This is a genomic window from Clostridium sp. 19966 (assembly GCF_032335695.1).
Taxonomy (GTDB): Bacteria; Bacillota; Clostridia; order Clostridiales; family Clostridiaceae; genus JACTOJ01.
On record NZ_JACTOJ010000003.1, the window covers coordinates 158,271 to 170,280 of the forward strand.

The window sequence follows — 12,010 nt, forward strand, 5'->3', positions numbered from 1 at the left end:
ACATAAAAACACTAGTTAATCAAAATATTATATTTTAGTATTCAGTATAATAAACTTCTGATACATCATTATTATGATCAACAAATGTGTGATAAGATTGAACATGAGCTACATTTCCGACAACTTTTGTTTGGGGGATTGAAATATATGCATTTCCATATCCATCAACATTGCTATATCTAGAAGGTTCATGGTCCATTAGATTGTAATTAGAATCGTAAAAAGTCAAATCAGTACTTATCTCATAAATGCTGGTATCGTTTTTGTTTTGACTATATGAATATGCAGTCATAGAGCCAGTACCTGGAGTTGCCGCTCCTCCCCAATAACTATTAGCTTGAACGCATACACCTATTACTAAGGAACATGCTATGCTTCCTAATGTAATTTTAATTTTATTATTCATAATATCATCTCCAATTTTAAGTATATTAAAAATATGAATACATAACCGGTTAGATTTATATTTTTAAATTAATTATTTCAAAAATTGAAAATTATTACAAGTTAAGAAAATGTTAATTGAGTAAAATGCATGTAAAAGAAATCCTTCTGCCTATGCTTATATGAATGAATTTTTGTTATCAAAACTAACTTGTTAAAAATATACATAAATTTCTCAAAAATGTATGCGATCTACAGTCAAAAATAGCAAGCTATACGCAAGAAACGGACTACAAAATTAAATTAATAAATAAGACTATATATATGTAAAATAATTGAATAATAGTAAAATTAAAGCTACAATAATTGATAATACAAAAAACAAAGAAATATAGTTATTTAAAAAGGGGGAAAAAAATGATTAAAAAGGTTGGGGTAATTGTATTATCTGTTTTGGTAGCATCCAGTATATTTGTTGGCTGCAAATCAAAACATCAGGCAACCAATGGGGGCAAGAGCACAGTTAAGACTTTAGTATATGCTCAAGGCTCAGATCCTAGAGGGTTGGATCCTGCATATGTAGATGATGGGGAATCTGCAAAGGTAACAGGTAACATATACGAAGGGTTGGTAAAGTACAAGGCTGATTCTACGGACATAGAACCATCTCTCGCTACCTCATGGAAGATAAGTGAGGATGGGAAAACCTATGATTTCATACTTAGAAAGGGAGTAAAATTCCAGGATGGCACTGATTTTAATGCAGATGCTGTTAAATATAATATTGAAAGACAGCTTCCTCCAAAGGCCACAGATGATATGCCATATGCATCCTTCTGTTTTGGAGAGGTGGATCATGTAGAAAAGGTTAATAACTATGAAATCAAAATAATACTGAAAGAGGCAAGTACACCTTTTCTAGCTAATTTAGCTATGACACTTGCAGCTCCAATAGTTAGTCCAACAGCTGCGCAGAAATACAATGGTAATTTAAACGAGCATCCTGTTGGTACAGGACCTTTCAAATTTGTTAAATGGGAGAAAGCTCAAGACATACAGCTTGAAAGAAATGATAATTATTGGGGAACAAAAGCTAAGGTAGACAAAGTTGTATTTAAATTTATAAAAGAAAATTCCGTTAGAGCCAGCGAGCTTATAGCAGGAACATCGGATATAATAGATGGAATAGACGCCAGCGATATTAAAAAGCTTGAGGATAATAAATTAAAGATATTTAATGAGCCAGGAATGAATATAAATTATATGGCTTTTAATACTTCTAGAGCTCCCTTCAATGATCCTAAGCTTAGAGAAGCAATATCTCATGCAATAAATAAAGAGGAGATGGTAAAGAGCTTATATCAAGGTTATGCATCTGTGGCAGAAACAACTATGCCGAGCTTTATACCAGGCTATGATTCTACTGCTAAATCCTATGGTTATGATGTGGATAAGGCAAAACAGCTGCTAAAGGATGAAGGAAAAGAAAATCTTAGCATAAAGATACTGGCATATTCAAATCCCAGACCCTACAATGCAGCAGCTCAAAAATTAGCTGAGTCAATTCAGAGTTATCTTGAAAAAGTTGGAGTTAAAGCCACCATAGATACTTATCCTTGGACTGAATACAAACAAAAAGCAGCTCAGGGGGAAGGAGATATAATGCTATATGGATGGATAGGTGATAATGGAGATGCGGATAATTTCCTATCACTATTTGATTCCTCTCAAATACAATCCACATTAAATGTAGCTAAATACAGTAATCCTCAAGTAGATGAGCTTCTCAAGAAAGGAAGAGTAACTCCTAACGGCGATGCAAGAAATGAAATATATAAGCAAGTTCAGCAATTGGTGCTAAAGGATGCAGCATGGCTTCCTATATCACATGCTCAATCTTTGGCGGCTTATTCTCCTAAGGTTAAAAATTTTAAGATACATTCCACAGGATCAGTTTTCCTTGCAGGGGTAGATAAAGATTAAATTATAATATATCACGATAATGGAAATGACAAGTTCATTTCCATTATTAGTTTGACAATAGGAGGAACTAAAATGCTAAAGTACATTATAAAAAGAATATTGCTTCTCATACCAGTGCTTTTAGGGGTATCTATACTAGTATTTCTTGTAATGCACGTATTTGCTCCTGATCCCACCAGTGTCATATTGGGACAGCATGCCACCGCTGATCAAGTAGCAAAGCTTAGGCAGACCTTAGGGCTTAATGATCCATTATATCTTCAATATTGGAATTTTTTAAAGGGAATATTAACAGGAAATATGGGAGAATCTTTAACCACCCATACCTCTGTAGCAAAGGAGATACTTACCAGACTGCCGGCAACTATAGAACTGACACTAGCGGCCATAATACTGGCGTCCATATTTGGAATAATAATAGGAATAATATCTGCGGTAAAGAAAAATTCAATAATAGATTATATAAGTACAATAGGTTCCTTAATAGGGGTGTCCATGCCTATATTTTGGCTGGGCTTAATGATGATTATATTATTTGCTAATGTTTTTAGAATACTACCGCCTTCTGGCAGAATAACCATAGGCTATGAACCAGATAAAATAACAGGACTTTATATTTTAGACAGCATATTGACCGGTGATACGGATGCCTTTGTGGATTCGGTGAAGCATATAATAATGCCAGCTTTGGCACTGTCTCTTTATTCCATGGCTATAATAGCAAGAATGACTAGATCCACCATGCTGGAAACTATAAAACAGGATTATATAAGAACTGCAAGAGCAAAAGGTCTTTCTGAAAGTACAGTGGTAGGAAAGCATGCTTTGAGAAATGCATTGATTCCTATAGTCACAGTGATAGGACTTCAGCTTGGAAGTCTTCTTGGAGGAGCAGTACTTACTGAAACAGTATTTTCCTGGCCAGGTATAGGCTCCTATATAATTGATTCTATATTAAAATCCGATTATCCAGTGGTACAGGGAGCTGTATTGATATTGGCGGTTATATTTGTAATAGTTAATCTTTTGGTGGATGTATTATATGCTTATTTAGATCCTAGAATAAAATATTACTAAAGGTGGTGCTTAAATAAGATGACTGAAATTATTATGGAAAATAATATGCTGACTCAAAGCAAATTTGATATAAGAAAAAGAAGATTCAAGGAATGCTTTAATATACTTTTAAAAAATAAAGCCGCAGTGGTAGGACTTGCAATAATAATATTAGTAATTCTTGCAGCCCTATTTGCAAACATTATTATGCCCTATGATCCCTATTCTGCAAATATGTCTCAAAGCCTTCAAGGTCCAAGCAGTAAGCATTTGCTTGGAACAGATGAATTGGGAAGAGATATTTTAAGCAGGATAATAATAGGTGCAAGAATATCTATGAGGGTAGGAATAACTGCAGTTGCTATAGCTCTTAGCATAGGAACTGTATTTGGTTCAATTTCCGGGTATTACGGAGGAAAAATTGACTTAGTGATAATGAGGCTTATGGATATTATACTAGCTTTTCCGTCTTTACTGCTGGCTATAGCCTTCATGAGCGCTTTAGGCAAGGGAATAGATAAAGCTGTAATTGCCATAAGCATAGTTACCATACCTGAATACGCAAGAATAGTAAGAGGGTCAGTTTTGTCGGTTAAAGAGAGTGAATATATTCAAGCAGCTAAAGTTATAGGTAACAGCGATGGAGCAATAATTTTTAAGCATATACTTCCCAATATATTATCACCCATAATAGTTAGAGGCACTTTAGGGATTTCCACGGCAATAATTGAAACAGCAGCTCTTGGATTTTTAGGCTTAGGGGTTCAACCACCTTATGCGGAATGGGGCAGCATGCTTGGTTCAGGAAGAGGATATTTTAATAATGCCCCTCATCTTGTAGTTTTTCCTGGAGTAGCTATAACTATAACGGTGCTGGCTTTTAATCTTTTTGGAGATGGGCTTAGAGATGCTCTTGATCCAAAGCTTAGAAATTAAGGAGGTGTGACTAATGCTGTTAGAAGTTAAAAAGCTTAAAACTGAATTTAGGGTAAAAGGTGGAGTGGTGAAGGCTGTGGATGGAGTTGACTTTGAGGTTGATAAGGGAGAAATAGTTGCTATAGTTGGGGAATCAGGCAGCGGCAAAAGCGTCACATCACTTTCTGTAATGAGGCTGCTTCAAGATACTACGGCTAGTATAACTGATGGAGAAATACTTTTTCAGGGGGAGGACTTGCTAAAGAAAAACAAGAAAGACATGATGAATATAAGAGGAAATAGAATTTCTATGATATTTCAGGAACCCATGACTTCTCTTAACCCAGTGTATACTATTGGAAATCAAATAATGGAAGCTGTTTTAAGACACGAAAAAGTCAGTAAAAAAGAAGCAGAGAAAAAGGCTGTGGAAATGCTTAAGTTAGTAGGAATCCCATCTCCCGAAACTAGAATAAAAGAATATCCTCACCAAATGAGCGGGGGCATGAGGCAGAGGGTTATGATAGCCATGGCTTTAAGCTGCAATCCAGAGCTTCTAATCGCAGATGAACCAACTACTGCTTTAGATGTTACCATACAGGCTCAGATTTTGGATTTGATGCTTAGATTAAAAGAAAAACTTGGAACCTCCATACTGCTGATAACTCATGATTTAGGGGTAGTGGCAGAGGTAGCTGAAAAAGTGGTAGTTATGTATTGCGGCAAGGTGGTAGAAAAAGCAGAAGCTAAGGATATATTTAAAAATCCCCTTCATCCCTATACCCAGGGACTTTTGAAATCCATACCTAAAATGGATGGAAAGAAGGAGAGATTGTATATGATAAATGGTATGGTGCCTAATCCTTTAAAGATGCCTAAGGGGTGTGCCTTCAGTGACAGATGCGAAAAATGCATGAGCATATGCAAGGAAAAAACTCCTGAAATAATAAGGCAGGGGAATACCATGGTCAGATGTTTTCTCTATTCAGAAAGGCAGGAAATATAATGGAAAAGCTTATTCAGGTAGAGCATGTAAAAAAATACTTTCAAATAAGTAAAAAAGCATGGGTGAAAGCTGTAGATGATGTATCCTTCGATATATTCAAGGGAGAAACCTTGGGCATGGTAGGAGAATCTGGCTGCGGAAAGTCAACTATGGGAAGGCTGATGGTAAATCTTATAGAACCTACTAATGGACAAGTATCCTTTCAGGGACAGAACATATCAAGGCTTGGAAAGAAAAACAGAAAATTTTTAAGTAAGAATATACAGATGATTTTTCAGGATCCTTATGCATCCTTGAATCCTAGAATGACAGTAGGTGATATAATCGCGGAGCCTATGAAGGTAAATTCCATAGCAAAAGGAAATAAATTGGAAAGTCAAGTGCTAAAGCTTTTAAACTATGTGGGACTAGCAAGCTATCATAGGTATAGATTTCCTCATGAGTTCAGCGGTGGTCAAAGACAAAGAATAGGAATAGCAAGGGCGTTAGCGGTCAATCCTAAAATTATAGTATGCGACGAACCGGTTTCCGCTTTAGATGTTTCCATACAAGCTCAGGTGCTTAATCTTTTGGAGGACCTTCAGAAAGAATTTGAGCTGACTTATTTATTTATTGCCCATGGACTTAATGTGGTGAGGCATATAAGCAATAGGGTTGGAGTGATGTATCTTGGTAAATTAGTAGAGCTTTCTGATGTAGAAAAGCTTTATTCTAATCCTCTGCATCCCTATAGCAAGTCCCTTCTCTCTGCTATCCCTGTGCCGGACACGGATAGAAAGCGAGAAAGAATAATATTGGAGGGAGAAGTTCCTAGTCCGTTGAATCCTCCTAAGGGCTGCAGCTTTAATACACGCTGTAGTTATTGCAAGAATATCTGTAAGGAAAAAGTGCCAGAAATGAAAGAGGTACAAGGCAGCCTGGTAGCTTGTCACTTATATGATTAAGGGCAAATTGAAGAATTATAACGGAATGTCACAAAAAATAGTAGATGGAATTTCCATCTACTATTTTTTGTGACAAAGGAACAAGGAAGAAAAAAATAAAACAAAGGTATTTACAACGTAACAATGTTATGTTATGCTTAATGCATGGAAAATAATTTATCAATACTTTTTTACATGGAAAAGGAGGAATTTGATGGATGAAGAGCTAATATCTAAAAAGGATCTTTTAAAGCTTACAGCCATATCCTATGGTCAACTGTATAGATGGAAGCGAAAAGGGCTTATACCTGAGGAATGGTTTATAAAAAAGTCCAGTTATACAGGGCAGGAAACATTTTTTCCACGAGATAAAATTTTAGATAGAGTAAAAAAAATAATGGATATGAAAGAGGATTTATCACTGGATGATTTGGCAGAAACTTTTTCACCTAAATCTTCAGAGCTAAAATTGCCTCAGGACGAAATTATAAGAAACAACATTGTTTCACAAAACGTGCTTCAAATTTTTATAGAAGAAGCTGATGAGAAGGGAATTTATGAGTTTCAGGATATATTGTTTATGTCTATTATGGAAGAATATTTGATTTCTGGAGAGGTAAGTTTAGAGGAGACAAAACATATATTAAAAAATTTAATGCAAAATTTTATGCAGTTTAAGGATAGAGACTGCGATATAGTGTTCATAAGAAGAATGGGCGTAGGAATAAGCTTACTTCTTCAGGCTCACGGAGAAATATATATGGATAATCTTTCAAAGATGGTATTAAGGATAAATATAGGCAAGCACATTGAAAAATTAAAAATAAAATTTTCTTAAAATAATTGGAGGTTTATTTATGGAAATTAATTATGAAGACAGATCAGATTTAAGAATATCAGGAGCATCTTCCACTTCAGGCGGAAGCTATAATGCAGTTTCAATAAGCGGCTCTGGAAAAGTGGAGGGAGATTTAGACTGTAATGACATGCATACCAGCGGCTTTAGCAGAATTAACGGTAATGTAAAGGCAGTGTTTATGTCAGTAAGCGGTTCCTCAAAGATTTCAGGAGATGTTGAAACTGAAACTATAAAAACCAGTGGTTCTAGCGAGCTAGAAGGAAATCTTTTGGCAAAGGAAGTTAAATGCAGCGGATCTTCAGAGGTGAAGGGAGATATTAAAGCTGAATATGTGAAGGTTTCAGGCATAATGAAGGCGGGAGGAAACATACATGCCGATGAGATAAAGACTTCTGGCTCTCTAAAAGTCGGCGGAGACTGTGAAGCGAATAAATTTAGAACCAGCGGCATATTCAATATAGATGGATTGCTAAATAGCGATGAAATAGATGTATCTGTATCCGGCAATAGCAAAGTTAAAGAGATGGGTGGAGAAAAGATAACTATAAAAAAATCAGATAGAGGCAGCGATTTCATAGGAAAGCTTTTATCAAGCTTTATAATGAGATTTGGTAGTGTGGAAACAGAGATTATAGAAGGTGATGATATCTATTTAGAATATACTACAGCCAAGATAGTGAGAGGAAGAAATATAGTTATAGGAGCTGGCTGTGATATAGATAAAGTTGAATTTACAGAGAGTTTAGACATCCTTGAAGACGCAGTTGTAAAAGAAAAAAATAAGCTTTAGGGAGATGTGGCAATGGAAAAGGCAGTAGAGGTTAAGGATCTAAAAAAGTATTTTATATCTAAGAAGAGAAAAATGTTCAGAGTAGTAGAAAAAAGTGAATTCAAGGCAGTAGATGGAATTAGCTTTGATATATATAAGGGAGAAATTTTTGGACTATTAGGACCTAATGGAGCTGGAAAAACTACCACTATAAAAATGATAACGGGACTTTTAAGACCAACCAGCGGCTATGTTAAAGTAAATGGTTTGGATGTAGATAAAAAGCCTATGGAAGCATTAAAAAACTTAGGCACAGTATTGGCAGGAGACAGGAGTATATATTGGAAGCTTACTGGAAGAGAAAACCTGGAATATTTTGCAGCACTTTACGGCTGTAACAGAAAAGAAGCAAAAGAAAGAGCAGAGAAACTTTTGGATAGGCTTGGAATAACTGAAAAGGCGGATGAGCTTGTAGAAAAATATTCTACAGGTATGAAACAGAAGGTAGCTCTTGGAAAAGCACTAATACCTCAGGCGCCAGTAGTATTGCTAGATGAACCCACCCTTGGGCTTGATCCAAATTCAGCCTTGAATTTAAGAGAAATAATATTAGACATACAAAAGGAAGGAAGAGCCGTGCTTCTTACTACTCATTATATGGAAGAGGCAGATTTTCTGTGCGATAGAATAGCAATAGTAGATGGAGGAAAAGTAATAGCTTTGGATACTCCAGAAAAATTAAAAAACAGCATAAAAAGCAGCGAAAATCCAAATCCATCTTTGGAAGATGTGTTTATAAAGCTTACAGGTAAGAAGCTTAAAGATGATGAGGTGAGCGCATGAGCAGGTTAAGAACAATTTATGCTGTGGCTAGAAAGGATCTTTCACAATATTTCAGGTATCCATCCTGGTTTATTCAGCTTCTAATATGGCCTTTGTTCTTTCCGATAATGTATATATTAAGTGCTTATGGTATGTCTGGTTCTAATAGTCAGGGACTATCAACCTATAAAAGCGTCACTGGAACAGATAATTTTGTGGGCTTTATAGTAATTGGAACCATGGTATATATGTGGGCAAATATGACTATGTGGTCATTTGGAACCTATCTAAGAGATGAGCAAAACAGGGGAACACTTGAATCCAATTGGCTTTGCCCTATTCATAGGTTTGATATACTTTTAGGAGGATCAGTGGTAAGTATAGTTAACGGAATAATATCTATTATAATCTCTCTTTTGGAATACAGGTTTATTCTCGGAGTACATTTTACAGGAAGCATGTTATTATGGATTTTAGCTTTTATAGTACTTATGCCAGGGGTTTATGGATTAAGCGCTGTATTTGCAAGTCTTGTATTATGGGTGAAAGAAACTAATTCGCTAGTTCAATTAGTTAGAGGACTTATCATGATACTTTGCGGCATAAGCTTTCCTATTGCTGTGATGCCTCAGTGGATGCAGATTATATCTAAATTTTTACCTTTTACCTTCGGAATATCAGCCTCTAGAACCTTGATGTTAAACAGCGGCAGCTTATCAGAGGCTATGCCGGATTTGCTGGCTTGCCTGTTAGAAGGAATAGTTTATCTTATAATAGGTAGATTATGCTTCATGGCTGTGGATAGAAAAGTCAGATTCACAGGTTCTTTAGATAGATTTTAAGGAGGGGATAAGATGAATAATATAAGTAGAAATTTAATAGCAGCAAAAGCAAGATTTATGGTTAGCTTAAAGCTTTATTTCAGATATCCTCTAAAGATGCTTCAGGTATTCATAGATCCTATTATATGGCTTGCACCTTTTTATTTTATGGGAAAAATATTTGCCTCCGACGGTAAAATGAGTGGGTTTTCCAGCTATACAGGAAATTCTGATTACATGGGCTTTTTAGTTATCGGCTATATGGTATCTGCTTACACTATGATCACCTTCTGGAGTCTTGGCTTTGCTCTCAAGGAAGAGATGATGCAGGGAGTCCTAGAATCAAATTGGAGCGCTCCAGTAAATAGAATAAATTTATTGATAAGCAGATCTTTGTTTGACTTTGTAGCTGTAACCTTTGAGAATATAATTACTGGTGTTGTATCCTATTTCGCTTTCGGATTTACCATAACACCGAATATATTAAAGCTTTTGGCATTTTTGATACCTGGAATAATAGCTATGCTGGGATTAGGACTAATAATATCTTCTTTAGTGCTTTTAGCAAAGCAGGCTAATGGAATAATAGATGTTTCCAGTGCTCTTTTCAGCGGAATATCCGGTGGATATTTTCCGCTAAAGGTAATGTCCAAAATATTTATAATGATTGCCTTTTTATTTCCTCTCACTTATATAAATGATTCCTCAAGAGCAATACTTATAAATCAGCTTCCCATAATGCCATTAAAATATGAATTCCTATTAACCTTAGCATCCATGGTGATATTCTTTTCTCTGGGAAGCCTTATGTTCTATGCTGTAGAGAGAAAATGCAGAGAGACAGGTAATTTGAGCGGACATTAGAAAATTGATAAATTAAATTTAGAGCAGCTAGCTGCTAATTCTTTAAATAGGAATTGTGTAGCTAGCTGTTTTGCCGCATTATCCATAATTTTATGTGTCAACTTATTTGCATATGTGATATAATATTTTAGGTATATTTAAAACTTAATAATGACCATAAAGTGAGGTATTTAAACCATGGATAGAATGTTTGGAACAGATGGTGTAAGAGGAATAGCAAATTCTGAACTTACTGCTGATTTAGCTTTTAAATTAGGTAAAGCCGGAGCTTATGTACTTACAGAAGGAACTCATAAGCCTAAAATATTAGTAGGAATGGACACTAGAATATCAGGAGACATGCTTGAAGGTGCATTAGTTTCTGGAATATTATCAGTAGGCGCAGAGGCTGTTTGCTTAGGAGTAATACCTACTCCAGCTATAGCGTATCTTACAAGAAAATACGGAGCAGATGCAGGAGTAATGATTTCAGCTTCTCATAATCCAGTGGAATACAATGGAATAAAGTTTTTCAACGGAGATGGATATAAACTTTCGGATGAATTAGAAGATAAGATTCAAGCCACTATAGAAGCCGGCTTTAGCGAGCTTCCATCACCAACAGGTATAAATCTTGGAAGAAAGATAGTAGAAGATGGTGCCTTAGATGATTATATAGAATATGCAAAAGCTACTATAGATATAGATTTAAAAGGCATGAGAGTGGCCTTAGACTGCGCTAACGGAGCATGTTATAAGGCAGCTGTGAGTACCTTTAGAGCCCTAGGTGCTGAAGTTTTAGTTATTAATAACGATCCAGACGGATTAAATATAAATGATAATTGCGGCTCCACTCATCTTGAAGAGCTTATGGACTATGCGGTTAAGAAAAAATGTCATATAGGTTTAGCTTTTGATGGAGATGCGGATAGATGTCTATGTGTGGATGAAAATGGACACAAGGTAGATGGAGACTTTATGATGTGCATAGCTGCTAAATATCTTAAGGAGCAGGGAAAGCTTAAGGATAATGTTCTAGTAGTTACTGTAATGAGTAATTTAGGACTAGATATAGCAATGAAAAAAGAAGGAATAAAGACTGTGAAAACCAAGGTAGGAGACAGATATGTGCTTGAAGAAATGGTTAAGAACGGGTACAAGCTTGGAGGAGAACAGTCTGGACATATAATAATGCTTGACCATAACACCACTGGTGATGGACTTGTTACTGCACTTCAGATGACAGCTATATTGAAAAAGAGCGGAAAGACTATGTCAGAGCTTAAGTCAATGATGAAGGAACTTCCACAGGTGCTTGCTAATGCAAAGGTTCCAAATGATAAAAAGGATATACATGAAAAGGATGAAGAGATAATTTCTGAAATAAAGAAGCTTGAAGAGGCTCTTCATGGATGCGGAAGAGTTCTTATAAGACCTTCTGGCACAGAGCCTTTAGTTAGAGTTATGCTAGAAGGAGAAAATCAAGAAGAGATTGACAATATGGCTCACGGTTTAGCAAAGCTTATAGAAGAAAAAGCAAATAGGTAATTTAAAACCAGCAAAGATATTTTTAAAATAATCCTTGCTGGTTTGTTTTTTTATTAAATTTATGGAATGAAAATACATAAA

The 12,010-nt window shown here is 35.7% G+C and carries 12 protein-coding genes; 11 read left to right on the plus strand and 1 reads right to left on the minus strand.

The genetic code is table 11. The features are described 5' to 3' along the window. Nucleotides 1-34 precede the first annotated feature (34 nt). Nucleotides 35-406, minus strand: coding sequence for a hypothetical protein (locus IAI10_RS04330; protein WP_315672059.1), 372 nt, complete (start codon nucleotides 404-406; stop codon nucleotides 35-37). Between the two features lie 395 nt (nucleotides 407-801). On the opposite strand from IAI10_RS04330, the gene IAI10_RS04335 reads away from it, so the two are divergent. The 11 genes from IAI10_RS04335 (at nucleotide 802) to glmM (ending at nucleotide 11,929) form a co-directional block, all read left to right on the plus strand. Continuing rightward, a complete protein-coding gene (locus IAI10_RS04335) occupies nucleotides 802-2,367 on the plus strand; it encodes an ABC transporter substrate-binding protein (protein WP_315672060.1) in 1,566 nt (521 codons plus the stop codon). 72 nt (nucleotides 2,368-2,439) lie between these two features. After that, entirely contained in the window at nucleotides 2,440-3,444 is a 1,005-nt protein-coding gene (locus IAI10_RS04340) for an ABC transporter permease (RefSeq protein ID WP_315672061.1), read from the plus strand. Nucleotides 3,445-3,462: 18 nt separating this feature from the next. Further along, entirely contained in the window at nucleotides 3,463-4,359 is an 897-nt protein-coding gene (nikC, locus tag IAI10_RS04345; protein ID WP_396334339.1) for a nickel transporter permease, read from the plus strand. Nucleotides 4,360-4,372: 13 nt separating this feature from the next. Beyond that, a complete protein-coding gene (locus IAI10_RS04350) occupies nucleotides 4,373-5,344 on the plus strand; it encodes an ABC transporter ATP-binding protein (RefSeq protein ID WP_315672062.1) in 972 nt (323 codons plus the stop codon). Beyond that, nucleotides 5,344-6,288, plus strand: coding sequence for a dipeptide ABC transporter ATP-binding protein (locus IAI10_RS04355; RefSeq protein WP_315672063.1), 945 nt, complete (start codon nucleotides 5,344-5,346; stop codon nucleotides 6,286-6,288). Before IAI10_RS04350 ends, IAI10_RS04355 begins: the two co-directional genes overlap by 1 nt. A gap of 193 nt (nucleotides 6,289-6,481) precedes the next feature. Then, entirely contained in the window at nucleotides 6,482-7,105 is a 624-nt protein-coding gene (locus IAI10_RS04360) for a YhbD family protein (RefSeq protein WP_315672064.1), read from the plus strand. A 19-nt stretch (nucleotides 7,106-7,124) separates the two neighbouring features. After that, nucleotides 7,125-7,916, plus strand: coding sequence for a polymer-forming cytoskeletal protein (locus IAI10_RS04365; protein ID WP_315672065.1), 792 nt, complete (start codon nucleotides 7,125-7,127; stop codon nucleotides 7,914-7,916). A 12-nt stretch (nucleotides 7,917-7,928) separates the two neighbouring features. Next, the gene (locus tag IAI10_RS04370) at nucleotides 7,929-8,738 is read left to right on the plus strand and encodes an ABC transporter ATP-binding protein (protein ID WP_315672066.1); all 810 of its coding nucleotides are present in this window, start codon (nucleotides 7,929-7,931) and stop codon (nucleotides 8,736-8,738) included. Continuing rightward, nucleotides 8,735-9,559: an ABC transporter permease gene (locus IAI10_RS04375; protein WP_315672067.1), complete on the plus strand. Its 825-nt coding sequence runs from the start codon at nucleotides 8,735-8,737 to the stop codon at nucleotides 9,557-9,559. Before IAI10_RS04370 ends, IAI10_RS04375 begins: the two co-directional genes overlap by 4 nt. A gap of 12 nt (nucleotides 9,560-9,571) precedes the next feature. After that, a complete protein-coding gene (locus IAI10_RS04380; RefSeq protein ID WP_315672068.1) occupies nucleotides 9,572-10,402 on the plus strand; it encodes an ABC transporter permease in 831 nt (276 codons plus the stop codon). 177 nt (nucleotides 10,403-10,579) lie between these two features. Continuing rightward, nucleotides 10,580-11,929 (plus strand): phosphoglucosamine mutase, encoded by a 1,350-nt coding sequence (glmM, locus tag IAI10_RS04385; RefSeq protein WP_315672069.1) that lies wholly within the window; start codon nucleotides 10,580-10,582, stop codon nucleotides 11,927-11,929. Nucleotides 11,930-12,010: the final 81 nt, after the last annotated feature.

Excerpts from the sequence above, each read along its gene's own strand:
- IAI10_RS04370 (WP_315672066.1), top strand. The coding sequence starts at position 7,929 with ATGGAAAAGGCAGTAGAGGTTAAGGATCTAAAAAAGTATTTTATATCT.
- IAI10_RS04350 (WP_315672062.1), top strand. The coding sequence starts at position 4,373 with ATGCTGTTAGAAGTTAAAAAGCTTAAAACTGAATTTAGGGTAAAAGGT.
- IAI10_RS04380 (WP_315672068.1), top strand. The coding sequence starts at position 9,572 with ATGAATAATATAAGTAGAAATTTAATAGCAGCAAAAGCAAGATTTATG.
- IAI10_RS04330 (WP_315672059.1), bottom strand. The coding sequence starts at position 406 with ATGAATAATAAAATTAAAATTACATTAGGAAGCATAGCATGTTCCTTA.
- nikC (WP_396334339.1), top strand. The coding sequence starts at position 3,463 with ATGACTGAAATTATTATGGAAAATAATATGCTGACTCAAAGCAAATTT.
- IAI10_RS04360 (WP_315672064.1), top strand. The coding sequence starts at position 6,482 with ATGGATGAAGAGCTAATATCTAAAAAGGATCTTTTAAAGCTTACAGCC.
- IAI10_RS04340 (WP_315672061.1), top strand. The coding sequence starts at position 2,440 with ATGCTAAAGTACATTATAAAAAGAATATTGCTTCTCATACCAGTGCTT.
- IAI10_RS04355 (WP_315672063.1), top strand. The coding sequence starts at position 5,344 with ATGGAAAAGCTTATTCAGGTAGAGCATGTAAAAAAATACTTTCAAATA.
- IAI10_RS04375 (WP_315672067.1), top strand. The coding sequence starts at position 8,735 with ATGAGCAGGTTAAGAACAATTTATGCTGTGGCTAGAAAGGATCTTTCA.
- glmM (WP_315672069.1), top strand. The coding sequence starts at position 10,580 with ATGGATAGAATGTTTGGAACAGATGGTGTAAGAGGAATAGCAAATTCT.
- IAI10_RS04335 (WP_315672060.1), top strand. The coding sequence starts at position 802 with ATGATTAAAAAGGTTGGGGTAATTGTATTATCTGTTTTGGTAGCATCC.
- IAI10_RS04365 (WP_315672065.1), top strand. The coding sequence starts at position 7,125 with ATGGAAATTAATTATGAAGACAGATCAGATTTAAGAATATCAGGAGCA.